The 15,729-nt window shown below is 71.8% G+C and carries 18 protein-coding genes; 10 read left to right on the forward strand and 8 right to left on the reverse strand.

Annotated elements, in window-relative coordinates:
- Window positions 1-565 (forward strand): DUF1501 domain-containing protein (locus tag OZN99_RS11365; RefSeq protein ID WP_270935333.1); only part of this gene is annotated, 565 nt, incomplete at its 5' end.
- 56 nt (window positions 566-621) lie between these two features.
- Entirely contained in the window at window positions 622-957 is a 336-nt protein-coding gene (locus tag OZN99_RS11370) for a hypothetical protein (RefSeq protein ID WP_270935334.1), read from the forward strand.
- Window positions 958-1,485: 528 nt separating this feature from the next.
- Here the strand turns inward: OZN99_RS11370 and OZN99_RS11375 are convergent.
- Window positions 1,486-2,493, reverse strand: a complete 1,008-nt coding sequence (locus OZN99_RS11375) for a hypothetical protein (RefSeq protein ID WP_270935335.1) — start codon at window positions 2,491-2,493, stop codon at window positions 1,486-1,488.
- A gap of 126 nt (window positions 2,494-2,619) precedes the next feature.
- On the opposite strand from OZN99_RS11375, the gene queA reads away from it, so the two are divergent.
- Genes queA through OZN99_RS11405 form a run of 6 tightly spaced genes read left to right on the forward strand, consistent with a single transcriptional unit; the run spans window position 2,620 to window position 7,698 of the window.
- A complete protein-coding gene (gene queA, locus OZN99_RS11380) occupies window positions 2,620-3,732 on the forward strand; it encodes a tRNA preQ1(34) S-adenosylmethionine ribosyltransferase-isomerase QueA (RefSeq protein ID WP_270935336.1) in 1,113 nt (370 codons plus the stop codon).
- On the forward strand, window positions 3,729-4,859 hold the full coding sequence (gene tgt, locus OZN99_RS11385; protein WP_270935337.1) for a tRNA guanosine(34) transglycosylase Tgt: 1,131 nt from the start codon (window positions 3,729-3,731) through the stop codon (window positions 4,857-4,859). The genes queA and tgt overlap by 4 nt, the downstream gene beginning before the upstream one ends.
- Entirely contained in the window at window positions 4,856-5,323 is a 468-nt protein-coding gene (gene queF, locus OZN99_RS11390; protein ID WP_270935338.1) for a preQ(1) synthase, read from the forward strand. Before tgt ends, queF begins: the two co-directional genes overlap by 4 nt.
- Window positions 5,295-6,350: a tRNA epoxyqueuosine(34) reductase QueG gene (gene queG / locus OZN99_RS11395; RefSeq protein ID WP_270935339.1), complete on the forward strand. Its 1,056-nt coding sequence runs from the start codon at window positions 5,295-5,297 to the stop codon at window positions 6,348-6,350. Before queF ends, queG begins: the two co-directional genes overlap by 29 nt.
- A complete protein-coding gene (gene queC, locus OZN99_RS11400; protein ID WP_270935340.1) occupies window positions 6,347-7,042 on the forward strand; it encodes a 7-cyano-7-deazaguanine synthase QueC in 696 nt (231 codons plus the stop codon). The genes queG and queC overlap by 4 nt, the downstream gene beginning before the upstream one ends.
- Entirely contained in the window at window positions 7,039-7,698 is a 660-nt protein-coding gene (locus OZN99_RS11405; protein WP_270935341.1) for a type 1 glutamine amidotransferase, read from the forward strand. The genes queC and OZN99_RS11405 overlap by 4 nt, the downstream gene beginning before the upstream one ends.
- A 72-nt stretch (window positions 7,699-7,770) precedes the next feature.
- On the opposite strand, the gene OZN99_RS11410 is transcribed toward OZN99_RS11405, so the two are convergent.
- The 3 genes from OZN99_RS11410 to OZN99_RS11420 form a co-directional block, all read right to left on the reverse strand.
- Window positions 7,771-8,739: a tripartite tricarboxylate transporter substrate-binding protein gene (locus OZN99_RS11410; RefSeq protein ID WP_270935342.1), complete on the reverse strand. Its 969-nt coding sequence runs from the start codon at window positions 8,737-8,739 to the stop codon at window positions 7,771-7,773.
- Between the two features lie 91 nt (window positions 8,740-8,830).
- Window positions 8,831-9,412, reverse strand: coding sequence for an NAD(P)H-dependent oxidoreductase (locus tag OZN99_RS11415; RefSeq protein ID WP_270935343.1), 582 nt, complete (start codon window positions 9,410-9,412; stop codon window positions 8,831-8,833).
- A 1-nt stretch (window position 9,413) separates the two neighbouring features.
- Window positions 9,414-9,851: a cupin domain-containing protein gene (locus OZN99_RS11420; protein ID WP_270935344.1), complete on the reverse strand. Its 438-nt coding sequence runs from the start codon at window positions 9,849-9,851 to the stop codon at window positions 9,414-9,416.
- Window positions 9,852-9,919: 68 nt separating this feature from the next.
- Between OZN99_RS11420 and OZN99_RS11425 the strand changes: the two genes are divergently transcribed.
- Window positions 9,920-10,489, forward strand: coding sequence for an NAD(P)H-dependent oxidoreductase (locus OZN99_RS11425; RefSeq protein WP_270935345.1), 570 nt, complete (start codon window positions 9,920-9,922; stop codon window positions 10,487-10,489).
- 1 nt (window position 10,490) lies between these two features.
- Here the strand turns inward: OZN99_RS11425 and OZN99_RS11430 are convergent, their stop codons facing one another.
- From OZN99_RS11430 to OZN99_RS11445, 4 genes are read right to left on the reverse strand one after another with little or no spacing between them, the layout of a single operon-like run.
- Window positions 10,491-11,819, reverse strand: coding sequence for a cytosine deaminase (locus OZN99_RS11430; protein ID WP_270935346.1), 1,329 nt, complete (start codon window positions 11,817-11,819; stop codon window positions 10,491-10,493).
- The gene (locus tag OZN99_RS11435; protein WP_270935347.1) at window positions 11,816-12,676 is read right to left on the reverse strand and encodes an ABC transporter permease; all 861 of its coding nucleotides are present in this window, start codon (window positions 12,674-12,676) and stop codon (window positions 11,816-11,818) included. Before OZN99_RS11435 ends, OZN99_RS11430 begins: the two co-directional genes overlap by 4 nt.
- Window positions 12,677-12,686: 10 nt before the next feature.
- Entirely contained in the window at window positions 12,687-13,475 is a 789-nt protein-coding gene (locus tag OZN99_RS11440) for an ABC transporter ATP-binding protein (RefSeq protein ID WP_270935348.1), read from the reverse strand.
- Between the two features lie 25 nt (window positions 13,476-13,500).
- Entirely contained in the window at window positions 13,501-14,553 is a 1,053-nt protein-coding gene (locus OZN99_RS11445) for an ABC transporter substrate-binding protein (protein WP_270935349.1), read from the reverse strand.
- 282 nt (window positions 14,554-14,835) lie between these two features.
- Here OZN99_RS11445 and OZN99_RS11450 point away from each other — a divergent pair.
- On the forward strand, window positions 14,836-15,729 hold an 894-nt coding region (locus OZN99_RS11450), incomplete at its 3' end, for an ABC transporter ATP-binding protein (RefSeq protein ID WP_270935350.1).

Raw genomic sequence — 15,729 nt, forward strand, 5'->3', positions numbered from 1 at the left:
CATGCGGGCGCGCGGCTTCGCCGATGCCACCCTCGGCCCGCCCGACAGCGACCCGGACCGCGCGAGCTTCCCGCGCCTGGCGGCGGCCGCCGGGCGGCTGCTGGCGGAACGGCAGGGCCCGCGCGTGGCCGTGCTGGAGCTCGGCGGCTGGGACACCCATGCGCTGCAGGCCAACCGCATAGTCGGGCCGCTGCGGTCGCTGGATGCCGGGATCGGGCAGTTGCGGGCGGCGCTGGGCGCAGGGTGGCAGCAGACCGCCGTGCTGGTGGTCACAGAGTTCGGCCGCACCGCCCGGATGAACGGCAATTTCGGCACGGACCACGGGACGGGCGGCGTCGCCTTCCTGCTGGGCGGGGCCATCGCCGGCGGGCGGGTGGTAGCGGATTGGCCGGGCCTCGGCCCGGACGCGCTGTTCGAGAACCGTGACCTGCGCCCCACGGCGGATCTGCGCGCGATCGCCAAGGCGCTGCTGCGCGACCATCTGCGCCTGCCGGAGCGTGCCGTCGCCCAGGCCTTCCCCGGCAGCGAGGCCGCCGCGCCGATGCGCGGGCTGGTCCGGGCCTGACCGGCAACCCTGCCGCGGCCGCCGGCGTTGCGCCGGCGGATGGGTGGGAGCGGCCGGTGCCCGAGCGCTTCGAGGTCTACCGCTACGAGATCGTGCGTCCCGGCGTGGCGCCGGAAGCGCGTTACACCTTCGCGCCCATGAAGGGCGTCGGCTATGCCGGCAACGACGAGCCCTCCGAGGCGCATCCGATGGGCAACGAGCCGGCCGAGGCCGGCCAGGCCGCGCCGGCCGGCCATGTCGAGGCGCCCGAGGGCAGCCGCATCGCCTCCTTCGAGCCGCCGATCCTGGAGATCCCCGGCCGCGGCCGCGTGGACCTGGACGCGGTGATCGGAACCACGGGGGGCAAGGCGGCGGAGCTGGGCCGGCTGGTCCGCTGGCACCCGGCGGGGTGAGGTCCGCTAGCCCGCGATCGCCCTGAGTGTGCACACCGAAGGTGGGCACGGCGCAGGGCGTGAATCGCCGGGCCAGAGAAGCCGGACCGGCGTAGCGCTGAACACAGTCAGGGCTACGCCGGTCTAGGCCTTCGGCCGCTGCGGCGGAGGCGACGAGGCCGCCGCCTGTTCCCGCAGCCGCCGTTCCTCGCGCTTGATCGCCGCTGCCTCCCGCGTCAGGTGCCGCAGGCGCCTCTTCACCGAGGGCGGGGCCTGGTGAAGGGTCGCGAGGAGCTCCTCCCGCGTCGCCACGCGGGGAAGCAGCTCCTTGGGCCGGAGGAGGCGCGTGCAGAGCTTCGCCGCGCCCGCCTTGGCCGGCGTTTTCGCGGGCTTCGGCCAGCGGGACACGTGGACGATGGTGCTGCCCCCGAGATACGTGCCCCGCTTCCCCACGGACCCCCGCTCCGCTTCCGAACGGGCGGCATCCTAGCCAGGGCGCGTCGTCGCAGCAGCGCCGATTACGTTTGATTGTGCAATGATTTGTCGGGGTCAGCAGCGGTTCGGCATCACCCGATCGTCGGGGCCGATCAGGGAGAAGCTCCAGGGATCCGCCGCGTTCGGGTCCACCGCCACGCGCACCGCCCGCGTCTCCCGGTCGCCCGGGACCATGATGCGCGTCAGGTTCGGCGCCTCTGGCATCGGGCGGTCATGCAGCCAGAAATGGATGTCGCCGTTGATCAGCAGCACCGGCCGGCCGAAGGAAGCGGCGGCGCGGCCGAGCGCGGCGCGGAAGGCCCGGTTGCCGCTGTCGTAGCCGCGACCGCAACGCTGCACGTAGAAGATGTCGGCCTGGATCGCGAGCACCACGGCGCGCGCGTCGGTGCGGCCCGCCTCGGCGAAGGTGGCCTCCATCCAGGCGATGTTGGCGGCGTCGCGCGCCTGGAACTCGGCCATGGCACCCTGCGGCGGGCGGATGGCGGGGCGTTCCTCGGGTTCGGTCGGGCGGTTGTTGTTGCTGCCGACGACATGCAGCGTCGCGAAGACAACCCCGTTGCGCGTCCAGCGCGCGTTCTCCACGAAGGGGCGGTGCGCCGGGTCCGTGTCGGCCTGGCGGAGCAGCGGCATGGGGCGGCGGCCGAGGCTGTTGGAATCCGCGAAGAACCGGCTGCGGATCAGCGCCAGGCGCTCCAGCGGGTCGTAGCGGCCGCCGCGGTCCTGCCAGCAATCCGTCCATTCGTTGTCGCCGGGGGTATAGACCAGCGGGGCGTTGGACAGGCTCATCCAGGCGAAGGGGCCGAGCACCCTGGCATCGGTGCAGACGTCGCTGCCGCCCTTGGTGTCGCCGACGAAGATGGCGAAGGCTGGCTCCGCCTGGTTGATGGCGCCCATCAGCCGGGCGACGCGGCCTTCCTCCGCAGGGCAGTCCTGCGGCGCGGTCGGCTGGCAATAGGGCATGTCGCCGAAGGCGATGAAGCTGAATGGCGCTGGCGCCTGCGCCGCGGCGGGAGACAGGCCGAGCAGGGCGGCGACGGCGAGCAGGGCGACGGGCAGGCGCATGCAGGCTCCGATAGGCTGGTTGAGGCGACGGCACCGATCCTAGCGCCAGCCGCGGGCCGGGCGCATGACCGATCGGTGTCGCGCGGCGCTGGACAAGCCCCCGGCGGCGCGCCACATGCCGCGGCCATGCCGGAGGCCCCTCCCCCGCTCCCGGTTCCAGACGCTCCGGCGCTCCGGACCGAGGAGTTCGACTATGACCTGCCCGAGCGCCTGATCGCGCAGGCGCCCGCGCGGCCGCGCGATTCCGCGCGGCTTCTTGTGGTGCGGGAGGACGCGCTGGAGGATCGCGGCGTGCTGGACCTGCCGGCGCTGCTGGATCCGGGCGATGTGCTGGTGGTGAACGACACGCGCGTGATCCCGGCCCGGCTGCATGGCCGACGGGGCGAGGCGCGCGTCGAGATCATGCTGAACCGTGCGGAAGGCGGCGGCCTCTGGCAGGCGCTGGTGAAGAACGCCAGGCGGCTGCGCCCCGGCGACATGGTGTCGATCGAGGGCGCGGAGGGCTGCGCCGCCCGCGTGGTGGAACGGCAGGAGGGCGGCGCCGTCCTGTTCGACTTCGGCCCCGACCAAGCCGCGCTGGCAGCGGCGCTGGAGAAGGCAGGCGAGGTGCCGCTGCCGCCCTACATCCACCGGGATGCCGGCCCGCGCGCCGAGGATGCGGCGGACTACCAGACGATCTTCGCCCGCCGCCCCGGCGCTGTCGCCGCGCCCACAGCCAGCCTGCACTTCACCGACCGCCTGCTGGCGGCGCTGGACGCACGTGGAGTCAAGCGTGCCACCGTGACGCTGCATGTCGGCGCCGGCACCTTCCTGCCGGTCCGCGACGACGACCCGCGGCGCCACCGCCTGCATCGCGAATGGGGCGAGATGGACGCGGGTGCGGCGGCGGAGATCAACGCAGCGCGCGCCGCCGGGAAGCGCGTGGTCGCCATCGGCACCACGGCGATGCGGGTGACGGAGACCGCGGCGCGGGAGGACGGGACCGTCGCACCATTCCGCGGCCTGACCGACCTGTTCATCCTGCCGGGCTACCGGTTCAAGGCGGTGGATGCGCTGCTGACCAACTTCCACCTGCCGCGCTCCACGCTGCTGATGCTGGTCTCCGCCTTCGCTGGCACGCGGCGGATGCGCGCGGCCTATGCGCATGCCATCGCCCGCGAGTACCGCTTCTTCTCCTACGGCGACGGCAGCCTGCTGTTCCGCTGCGAACGGGACCTGGGCGAGGGCGACGGGGCATGACGCTGCACTGGAAGCCCACCACCACCGATGGTGCGGCCCGCGCCGGCACGCTGGTGACGGCGCATGGCGAGGTGCCGACGCCGGTCTTCATGCCCGTCGGTACGGCGGGCACGGTGAAGGCGATGACGGCGGACGCCGTGCGCTCGACAGGCGCGCGCATGGTGCTCGGCAATACCTACCACCTGATGCTGCGCCCTACGGCGGAGCGTGTGGCGCGGCTCGGCGGGCTGCACCGGATGATGGACTGGCACGGCCCCATCCTGACCGATTCCGGCGGCTTCCAGGTGATGAGCCTGACCGAGCTGCGGAAGATGGACGCCGACGGCGTGACCTTCCGCAGCCATGTGGACGGCAGCTACCACCGCCTGACGCCGGAGCGCAGCGTGCAGATCCAGCACCTGCTGGGCGCCGACGTCACCATGTGCTTCGACGAATGCACACCCTACCCTGCCACGCATGAGCAGGCCGCGCAGTCCATGCGGCTGTCGATGGCGTGGGCGGCGCGCTGCCGCGAGGCCTTCATCCCGCGCGAGGGGCATGGGCTGTTCGGGATCGTGCAGGGCAGCACCTTCGACGAGCTGCGCGCCGAGAGCGTCGGCGCGCTGACCGCCATCGGCTTCGAAGGCTATGCGATCGGCGGCCTGGCCGTGGGCGAGGGCCAGGCGGAGATGTTCCGCGTGCTGAACGCGACGGTGCCGCTGCTGCCGGCGGAGGCGCCGCGCTACCTGATGGGTGTGGGCACGCCCGCCGACCTGATCGGCGCGGTGCGGCGCGGCGTGGACATGTTCGACTGCGTCATCCCGACGCGCAGCGGGCGCACCGGCCGCGCCTATACCAGCCGCGGCGTGCTGAACCTGCGCAACGCGCGCCATGCGGACGACCCCTCGCCGCTCGATCCGGATTGCGACTGCCCGGCCTGCACGAAGCACTCCCGGGCCTATCTCCACCACCTGATCAAGGCGGAGGAGATGCTCGGGCCGATGCTGCTGACCTGGCACAACATCCGCTACTACCAGGCCCTGATGGCCAGGCTGCGCCGGGCGATCCTGGAAGGCCGCTTCGAGGCGGAGGCGGCGGCGATCGAGGCCGGATGGGCCGAGGGCGAGGCGGAGAGGAAGGCGGCATGAGCATCAAGACCGACGTCTCCGGCCTGACGCTACTCGGCCAGCACGCGCGGCAGCCGCAATCGCCCGACGAGGCGGTGCTGGAGCGCGTGCCCAACCCGCACCCCGGCACGCGCTACTGCGTGCGCTTCGTGGCGCCGGAATTCACCTCGCTCTGCCCGCTCACCGGCCAGCCGGACTTCGCGCACCTGGTCATCGACTACGTGCCACGCGACTGGCTGGTGGAGAGCAAGTCGCTCAAGCTGTTCCTGACCAGCTTCCGCAACCACGGCAGCTTCCACGAAGCCTGCACCGTGGGCATCGCGAAGCGCATCGAGGAACTGCTGGAGCCGGAATGGCTGCGCATCGGCGGCTACTGGTATCCGCGCGGCGGCATCCCGATCGACGTCTTCTTCCAGACCGGCACGCCGCCCGAGGGCGTCTGGATCCCGAACCAGGATGTCCCGAGCTACCGCGGCCGCGGGTGACGCCCGCGACCTGATCCGCGCCAGGGCGCTCGAGCTCGGCTTCGACGCGGTCGGCTTCGCCCGCGCGCATCTGGCGGAGGAGGCGCGGGCACGGCTGGCGCGCTTCCTGGCGGACGGCATGCATGGCGGCATGGGCTGGATGGAGGCGCGCGCGGAGCAGCGGGCCCATCCCCGTGCACTCTGGCCCGAGGCGGCGAGCGTGATCTCGCTCGGGTTGTCCTACGCGCCGGAGGACGATCCGCTGGCGACGCTGGCGCAGCGCGACCGCGCGACCGTCAGCGTCTACGCCCGCAACCGCGACTACCACAACGTGGTGAAGAAGCGACTGAAGGCGCTGGGCCAGTGGATGGTGCAGCGGTTCAAGGGCAGCGACCTCAAGGTCTTCGTGGACACCGCGCCGGTGATGGAGAAGCCGCTGGCGCAGGCGGCCGGGCTCGGCTGGCAGGGCAAGCACACCAACCTCGTCTCGCGCCGGCATGGGTCCTGGCTGTTCCTCGGCGAGGTCTTCACCACGCTGGACCTCGCGCCGGACGAGGCGGAGACGGATCACTGCGGGTCCTGCGACGCCTGCCTGCGCGTGTGCCCGACCGACGCCTTCCCGGCGCCCTATCGCCTGGATGCCAGGCGCTGCATCTCCTACCTGACGATCGAGCATCGCGGCCCGATCCCGGAGGAGCTGCGCGCGCGGATGGGCAACCGCATCTATGGCTGCGACGACTGCCTGGCCGTCTGCCCCTGGAACAAGTTCGCCCGCGCCCACAGCGAGCCCGCCTTCGCCCCGCGCGCCGAGCTGGCGGCGCCGCGGCTGGCGGATTTCGCGGCGCTCGACGATCCAGGCTTCCGCGCGCTGTTCGCCGGCAGCCCGATCAAGCGGATCGGCCGAGACCGCTTCGTGCGCAACGTGCTGGTCGCCATCGGCAACAGCGGCGACGGCGCGTTGCGCACGGTGGCCCAGGGGCTGTGCGAGGATCCTGACCCCGTGGTGGCGGAGTGCGCGCGCTGGGCGACGGAGCGACTTCCGGCATGACCGACACGGCGCTCGTGCTGTTCTCCGGCGGGCAGGATTCCGCCACCTGCCTGGCCTGGGCGCTGGACCGCTTCGCGCAGGTCGAGACCATCGGCTTCGACTACGGGCAGCGGCATCGCGTGGAGCTTGAGGTCCGGGAGAGCTTCCGCGCATGGATCGCAAGGCATCCGACGTGGCGCGCGCGGCTCGGCGCCGACCACCTGCTCAAGCTCGATGCGCTCGGCGCCATCAGTGAGACGTCGCTGACGCGCGACGTCGCCATCGAGATGGAGACCGGCGGCCTGCCCAACACCTTCGTGCCTGGCCGCAACCTCATCTTCCTGACCTTCGCCGCCGCCCTCGCCTTCCGGCGCGGCCTGAAGCACATCGTCACCGGCGTCTGCGAGACGGACTATTCCGGCTATCCGGATTGTCGCGACGACACCATCAAGGCGCTGCAGGTCGCGCTGAACCTCGGGATGGAGTCACGCTTCGTGCTGCACACGCCGCTGATGTGGCGCGACAAGCGCGCGACCTGGGAGCTGGCGGAGCAGCTGGGCGGCGCCGCGCTGGTGGAGGCGATCCGCCGCGACACGCATTCCTGCTACCTCGGCCACCGCACACCGCAGGAATGGGGCGCGGGCTGCGGCACCTGCCCGGCCTGCGAGCTGCGCGCGCGCGGCTGGCAGGCCTATGCGGGGCGCAACGCATGAAGCTGCTGATCGTCCGCAACAGCGAGAACGCGCCGGAGGGCGCCTTCGGCGAGTGGCTGGCGCAGCAGGGCCATGCGCTGGCGGTTACCTCCGGCGAGGCGCTGGACCAGGCGGCGATGGACGCGGCGGAGGCCGTGGTGGTCCTCGGCTCGCCGCATGGCGTCTATGACACGCACATCCCCTGGGTGGCGCGGCAGCGCGCGCTGGTGGCGGCACGGCTGGCGGCGCGGCGGCCGACCATCGGCATCTGCTTCGGCGCGCAGATGATCGCGGCGGCGGCGGGCGGCGACAGCGCGCGCATGTCCGATGGGCGCTTCTTCCGCGGCTGGTTCGGCGTGGAGCGCGTGGCCGACCCGGTGCTCGCCGGCCCCTGGCCGCGCTGGCACGGCGACGCCATCACCGCCCCGCCCGGCGCGGCGGTGCTGGCCGAGGATGCCGGCACCGTGCAGGCCATCGCCCTGCCCCGCGCCATCGGCGTGCAGTTCCATCCGGAAGCGACGCCCGAGATCCTGCAGGGCTGGGCCGAGCGCTTCACGCCGCCCGGGCTGGTGGATCCGGCGGCGCTGGCCGCCGACAGCGCGCGCCATTTCCCGGCGCGGACGGAGGCGCGCGCCGCGCTGTTCGCCTCGCTGCTGCGGCGCGCGACGGAAGCCTGAAAGCGTCCCTCGTACGGCGAGCGACCCGATTCAGACCTCCGGGCCTGACGGCCCTGCGGTCATCGGGGCGCGTCAGTCCGGCTGGATGCCGTTGGCCCGGACGACGCCGCCCCACTTCTCCACCTCGGCGGCGAAGAAGGTCCGCAACTCTTCCGGCGAGGACAGCACCAGGCGTGCCTGCTGCGTCTCGGTCATGGTGCGGCGCACGCGCTCCTCGCTCAGCGTCTCGCGCAGCGCCGTGTTCATCCGCGCCACCTGCTCGGCCGGCGTGCCGCGTGGCGCGAAGACGCCCCACCAGGCCTCCGCGGTCAGGCCGGGGAAGCCGGCCTCGGCCGAGGTCTGGGTGTCCGGCAGGCCGGGCAGGCGCTGCGGGCCGAACTGCAGCAGCGGGCGCAACGTGCCGCCGGTGATGTGCGGCAGCAGCAGCGCGGAGCTGCCGATCATCATGTCCACCGTGCCCGCGACCGTGTCGTTCACCGCCAGCCCGCCGCTGCGATAAGGGATGTGCGTCATGCGGGCATTCGCGCGCTCGCCCAGCAGGATCATGGTCAGATGCCCGATGGTGCCGTTGCCGGTGGAGCCGTAGGAGACCGCGTCCGGCCGCGCCCGCGCCGCCGCGACCACGTCCGCGATGGAGCGGAAGGGCTTGTCCGCCTTCGTCGCCACGGCATAGGGCGAGCCGCCGATCAGCATCACGGGGTCGAGATCCGTCAGCACGTCGAAGGGCGGGGCGCGCAGCAGCGCGGGAATGGTGGCGTGGCTGTCGAAGGTCAGCAGCCAGGTCTGGCCGTCCGGCCGCGCCTTCGCCACCGCATCGGCGCCGATGGATCCGGCCGCGCCGGAGCGGTTCTCCACCACCACCGGCGCGCCCAGGCGCTGCGTCAGCCCCGGGGAGACGAGCCGGGCGACGGCATCGGTCGATCCGCCAGGCGCGAAGGGCACGATGATGCGGATCGCCTGGCCCTGCGCGCGCAGCGTGCGAGGCAGCGCCAGCGTGACGGCGAGGGCGCCGAGCGCCGCCCGGCGGGTGATGCGTGACATGGCCGTTTCCTCCCGTGGCGCAGCCGGCTCGCGCGGCCGCGCCGATCCGGCGGAGGATCGGCACATTCGGCCGGCGCGGCAAGACACCCGCTCAGAACCGGGCCATCTCCCGCCGCACCTTCGCCAGGAAGGCGGAACAGCGCCGGTCGGTCGCCCGGTTCATGTCGTAGAGCGCGTGGTAGTCCACGCTGGCCCGCCACCCGGTCAGCGCACGCAGGTAGCGCGTCACGGCCATCCGCGGCGGGTCGGCCACCAGCACAGCGTTCCAGCGCGGCCGGCCGTAGGTGCTGATGCCGGCGATGCGACGGATCTGCGTGAGGTTCGGCCGCGCCACGCCGTCCTGCAGCACGAAGGAGACGCCAGGGACGAAGACGCGGTCGAAGAAGCCCTTCAGGATCGCCGGCAGGCCGAAGGACCAGGTGGGAAAGGACAGCACCAGCGCCTCCGCCCGCTCGACCCGCTGGATATAGGCCTCCACCGGGGCGCGGTTGGACGGGATGGCATGGTAGCCGCGCCGTTCCTCGGCGCTCAGCACCGGGTCGAAGCCCTCCGCATAGAGATCGCAGAGGTCCACCTCGTGCCCGCCCTCCCGCAGGCCGGCGCGCACCTCCTCCCGGATCGCCGCGTGGAAGCTCTCGGGCAGCGGATGGGCGTAGAGGTAGAGGACGCGCATCTCAGGCGGCGCCGCGGCCCATCAGGACCGCGATGTCCTCCGGCGCCAGCTCCACCGGGGTGCCGTTGCGGATCAGCTCCGCGAAACCCTCGTTCGGCGCCATCAGCGTCAGGCAATAGAGCTTCGCGTCGGTGTCGTTCACCACGACATGCTCGACGCCCGGCTTCAGCACGAAGGCATCGCCCGGCCCGATCGACATCTCCTTGCCGTCGGCATAGGCCTTGCCTGAGCCGGTTAGGACGAAGAAGCATTCCTCGGCCACCTGATGGCTGTTGGGCGGCGTGCGGCCACCTGGCTCGAAGATCTCGACGACCAGCGTGAAGGAGACGCCGTCCTCCAGCGGGTCGAAGAGGCAGGCGAAGTAGTTCGTGTCGGTCGGCGCGATGCGGAAGCCGCGCAGCTCGCCGGCGCGCTTGCCGATCACGGGGGCGGTCATCATCGCCGTGGATCCTTCCTCTGTTGCGCAGGCGGCACGCGGGTTGCTACGCGGGCGCCATGCAGGTGCTGATGATCTATGCCCACCCGCGGGAGGACAGCCTGGCCGCGGCGCTGCGGGATGCCGCGAAGGCCGCGCTGGAATCCGCCGGCCATGCGGTGGAGCTGCGTGACCTCTATGCGGAGGGCTTCGATCCCGTGCTGAGCGCGGCGGAGCGCGGGCGCTACCACGACGTGCCGGCGAACCTGGAAGGCATCGAGGACCATGTGGCCTCGCTGCGCCGCGCCGACGCCCTTCTGCTGGTGCATCCGACCTGGTGGTACGGCATGCCGGCCATCCTGAAGGGCTGGTTCGACCGGGTTTGGTCGCCGGGCGTCGCCTTCCACCTGGGATCCGGCGCCATCGAGCCGGCGCTGACCAATATCCGCCGGATCGGCGTGGTCACCACCTACGGCTCGCCGACCTGGCTGCTCTGGTACATCGGCCGCATCGACCGCAAGCTGATCGGCCGCGGGCTTCGCCGGCTCTGCGCGCGCGACTGCAAGGTGGAATGGCTGACCCTCACCCGCATGGACCAGCGCACGCGCGCCGAATGCGCGGCCTTCGTCACGCGCGTGCGCGAACGCCTTGCCCGATGGTGAGCTAGCCAGAGACACCCACCACCGCATCCAGCTCGCGCCAATGCGGCGCCGTCGCGTCCAGCACGCGGCCCTCGCGCAGCACCACGCGATCGGATTGAGGGCGGGACAGCAGTTCCGTCATGAAGCGTGCGCTGAACAGCACCAGGTCGGCTGCCGCGCCGGCGGCGATCGCGCCGCGGCCCGCGAGGCCCATCGCCTCGGCCGGGTTGGCGGTGCCGGCGCGGAACCAGTCCCCGAAGGGGTGGTCCAGGTGCAGGATGCGCGTCGCCTCCCGGAACACCTCGACCATGTCGAGGTCGCCATAGGCGTAGAAGGGATCGCGCGTGTTGTCGGAGGCGACTGAGACTCGGATGCCGGCGGCGCGCATCTCGTGCACCAGCGTCACGCCGCGCCAGCGGGGCGTGCGGCCGGGCACGCGGTCCTGCAGGTACATGTTGCACATCGGCAGCACGACGATGCTGATGCCGGCCTCCGCGACACGCGCGATGGTCTCGCGCGCGAACTCCTCCGGCTGGATCGACAGCGAGCAGCAATGGCCGCACTGGATCCGGCCCTTGAAGCGGCGGCGCAACGCGGTCAGCGCGATCTCCCGCAGAGCGCGGGCGCCGGTTTCGCCGCTCTCGTCCACATGCAGGTCGATGTCGAGGCCGCGCGCCTCGGCCAGGGCGAAGAAATGGTCCAGCTCCTCCTGGAAGCCGGCGGGCAGGTCGTCGTGGATGTGCCCGGAGTGCCGCGTCACCATGCCGAGCACGCCGCCCGACTCCGCCACCAGATCCGCCAGCACCTCGCCATCCGGTCCGACGAAGCGGTCCAGCGGTGCGATGGAGGACATCTGCAGCGCGACCCTACCCGCCCAGCGATCCCGCAGCTTGGTCATCACGCGCCAGCTGCCATGGGCGCGCGGCAGGTAGGTGTCGATATGCGTGCGGATGGCCACCGTGCCATGCGCATAGGCGCAGCGGATCGCGAAATCCGCCCGCGCCTCCACGTCCGCCTCCGACCAGGCGGCGGTGCGGTCGGCCATCACCGTCTCGATGGCGCCCGCGAAGTCGCCGCGAGGGTTGCGCGCGCGCGGCCAGATATGGCCCTTGTCGAGATGGGTGTGCGCATCCACCGGCGCCGGCCAGATCTGGCCGCCCTGCATGTCCACGCCTTCCGGGGCGCTGCCTGCGGGGGCAACGCCCGCGATGCGGCCATCCTCGATGCGGATGTCGAGCCGCACCAGACCATCCGCATCCCGCTCCGCCTCGAAGCCCGGCACCAGCACGCCGGGCGCGCGCGCGTTGCGCAGCCAGAAGCGGCTGCCCGCCGCCTTCAACGCATCCTTCACTTGCGCTCCTTCATCGCGCTCTCGTGCCAGTGCCGCAGCGCCAGGTGGGAGATCAGCGACATCACCAGGAAGATCGCGATGCCTGTGACCGAGATCAGCACCAGGGCCGCGAACATCCGCGGAATCTGCAGGTTGAAGCCCGCTTCCAGGATCCGGTAGGCGAGGCCGGAGGCACGCCCGCCGGTGCCCGCTACGAATTCCGCCACGATCGCCCCGATGAGGGCGAGCCCGCCCGAGATCTTGAGCCCCGCCAGGAAGAAGGGCATGGCCGTCGGCAGGCGCAGCCGCATCAGCACCTGCCAGCGGCTGGCGCGGTAGAGGCGGAACATGTCCTGCAGGTTGTGGTCGGCGCTGTTCAGCCCGAGCGTGGTGTTGGACAGGATCGGGAAGAAGGCGACGATCCAGGCGCAGATCAGCAGCGCGATGCGGACGTCGTCCACCCAGATGATGATCAGCGGCGCGATGGCGACGATCGGCGTGACCTGCAGGATGACGGCGTAAGGGAACAGCGACATCTCGATCACGCGCGACTGCGCGAACAGCACCGCCAGCGCAAGGCCGAGCAGCGCGGCCACCGACAGCGCCGCGAAGGTGATCTGCAGCGTGATCCACAGCGAGACCTGCAGGGTGTGCCAGTCGCGGATCAGCGTCCGCCCGATCTCGATGGGGCCGGGCAGGATGTAGCTCGGCACCTCGTTGGCACGCACCGCCCACTCCCAGGCACCGAGTGCGAGCAGGCCGATCAGCAGCGGCATCAGGATCCGCGCCCAGCCTTCCGGGGTCAGGCCGAGGATCCGCCGCTCCTGGATCTCGACGGGCGCGGTCGCGGCCTCGTTGGCGGAAAGGGTGACGCTCATCGGCCTGTCCTCACTCTCCCATCGCGTTGTGCAAGGCCTGCGACACCTCGCGGCAATGGGCGGCGTAGTCGGCCGAGGTGCGGAACACCTCGTCGCGCGGATAGGGCGCCTTCACCTCGATGTCCTCCACCACCCGGCCCGGGCGCGCGGCCATCACGACGATGCGACGGGAGAGGTAGACGCTTTCGAACACCGAATGGGTGACGAAGATGGCGGTGAAGCGCTCCGCCTGCCACAGCGTCAGCAGGTCGTTGTTGAGGCGGTGGCGCGTGATCTCGTCCAGCGCCGCGAAGGGCTCGTCCATCAGCAGCAGGCGCGGCCGCGTCACCAGGGCGCGCGCGATGGAGACGCGCATCTTCATCCCGCCCGACAGCGCGCGGGGGTATGCCTTCTCGAAGCCGGCAAGGCCGACGGAGGCCAGGGCGTCCGCGGCGCGGTCCGCCGCCTCGCCGCGGTTCACGCCCGCCAGGCGCAGCGGCAGCATCACGTTCTTCAGCGCGTTCGACCAGGGCATCAGCGTCGGCTCCTGGAAGACGAAGCCGATGTCGCCCGTGGTCTGGCCGCCGGCCGCCATGTCGATGTGGCCAGTGGTCGGGGCCATCAGGCCCGCCACCATGCGCAGCACCGTGGACTTGCCGCAGCCCGAGGGCCCGAGCAGGGAGACGAAGTCCCCCTGCCCGATCGCCAGCTCCACCCCCTGCACGGCCAGCGTGCCGTTGGCGTAGCGCTTGCCCACGCCGGAGAGGGTGACGACGGGCTGCCCCACCGCCACCGGCGCCGGCATGACGCTGCCGTCCATCACGCGTCCTCCGTGCACGCCCGGATCAGGACACGCCGACCCGCTTGTTCACGAAGTCCAGGCTGTAGGCGCGGCGGAAATCCATGTTGGCGGGGTAGAGGCCGGCGTCGCGCATCGTCTCGTAGAAGGACTGCCAGCGCTCATGCGTCATCGCGCCGATGCCGAGCGACAGCGCGTCGCCGGAGCGGACGATGCCGTATTCGTTCATCTTCGGGATGGCGTAGTTGATGCGCTCCAGCGTCATCTCGGGGTTGTCGCGCATGATCAGCGCGTTCGCCGCCTCGATCCCCTGGCCGGTCATGTACTGCGTCCAGCCCTCGATCGTGGCGTTGACGAAGCGCTGCACCACGTCGCGGCGCTCGTTCACCATGCGCTGGGAGATGTCGATGGTGGTGTTGTAGTTGTTGTAGCCGGCATCGGCGATCAGGAACACCCGCGGCCGCGCGCCGCCCGCAATGGCCGAGAAGGGCTCGGAGGAGAGGAAGCCCTGCTGGATCGCCATGCGGTCCTGCAGGAAGGGGCCGACATTGAAGGTGTAGGGGCGGATCTGCTCGTCCGTGAAGCCGAAGCGGGCACGGAGGAACGGCCAGTAGGTCACGCGGCCGGAGGCGCCGACCAGGATGGGGCGGCCGCGCATGTCCTCGAAGGAATTGATGCCGTTGCCCTCATGCGTCATCAGGATCTGCGGATCCTTCTGCATGATGGCGCCGATGGTCAGGAAGGGCAGGCCCTCGCGCACGTAGTTCAGCGCCTGGAAGCCGTTCGACATGATCATGTCCACGCGACCCGCCAGCAGTAGCTGCGCCGGGTTCTGCTGCGGACCGCCCATGCGCAGGTCCACCTCCAGCCCGTGGCGCCGATAGATGCCCGACGCCACCGCATGGTAGTAGCCGCCATGCTCCGCCTGCGCCCGCCAGTTGGTCTGGAAGGAGACACGGTCGAGGCTCTGCGCCACCGGCACCCGTGCTCCCGGCACCGCGGCCAGCGCAAAGGCGGCGCCGCCGCCGAGCAGGGCACGGCGCTGCACGCGATAGCGCGTGCGCCCGGTCATGTCCTGGCTGTCGCCGTTGCTGGCCATCGTCCTCGTCCCTCCAAATCCGTCCGGCGCACCGCCCGGCCGGCGGCGCCGCTGCCCGCGGGCAGTCTCCGCCTTCGGAGCAAGGCGCGTGCCAAGGCAGCCCGGCACGGCGCCGGCATAGCGCGGGCCGGGGGCGCCGCGAAAGCGGGCATTCGCGAGATTTTTGTGCACCGCGCGGTCTGGCGACATCGAAGCACCGCCACCACCCCGTAGCGGCAGCCCCGCCGCCTGCCTAACCTGCCGCGCGTGACCCCCGCCCCGCACCTCCGACTGGATGCCCTGGTGAAGCGTTACGGCGCAGCAGCGGCGGTGGATGGTGTCTCGCTTGACGTGGCGCGCGGCGAGTGCATCGCGCTGCTCGGTCCCTCCGGTTGCGGCAAGACCACCACGCTACGTCTGGTAGCCGGCTTCGTCGCCCCCGATTCCGGGCACATCCTGATCGGCGGCCGCGCAGTGGAACGCGACCCGCCGCATCGCCGCCAGATCGGCATGGTGTTCCAGAACTACGCCCTGTTCCCGCACCTGACCGCCGCCGGCAACGTCGCGTTCGGCCTCGAGATGCGCAACCTGCCACGCGCCGAGCGCGAGGCGCGCGTGGCGCAGGCGCTGGAGACGGTAGGGCTGGGCCGCCTTGCCGACCGCTACCCCGCGCGCATGTCCGGCGGCCAGCAGCAGCGCGTCGCGCTGGCCCGCGCGCTCGTCATCCGGCCCGAATTGCTGTTGCTGGACGAGCCGCTCTCCAACCTCGATGCCGGGTTGCGCGTGGAGATGCGCGAGGAGATCGCGCGGCTGCGCAGCGCGGCGGGCATCACCACGCTGTTCGTGACGCACGACCAGGAGGAGGCGCTGGCCCTGGCCGACCGCGTGGCCGTGATGGACCACGGGCGCATCGTGGAATGCGCGCCGCCGGCCGAGCTCACCGAACGGCCTCGCCATCTCTTCACCGCCCGCTTCCTCGGCGCGCGCGCCGTCCTGCCCGGCCGGGTGGAGGGCGGAAGCTTCCAGCCCGAGGGCCTCCCGGCCCTGCCATTGCCGCCGGGTGCGCCGGCACGCGCGACGCACCTTGTGCTGCGCGCGGCGCGGCTGCTGCTGCTGCCGCCCGGCACGGCCTGCGTGCTGCCCCTGGCCGCGCCCGCCACGGTGACTGGCGCCACGCGGCTCGACGACGCCGTGCAT

The sequence above is a fragment of the Falsiroseomonas oryzae genome, from assembly GCF_027856955.1.
Taxonomy (GTDB): Bacteria; Pseudomonadota; Alphaproteobacteria; order Acetobacterales; family Acetobacteraceae; genus Falsiroseomonas; species Falsiroseomonas oryzae.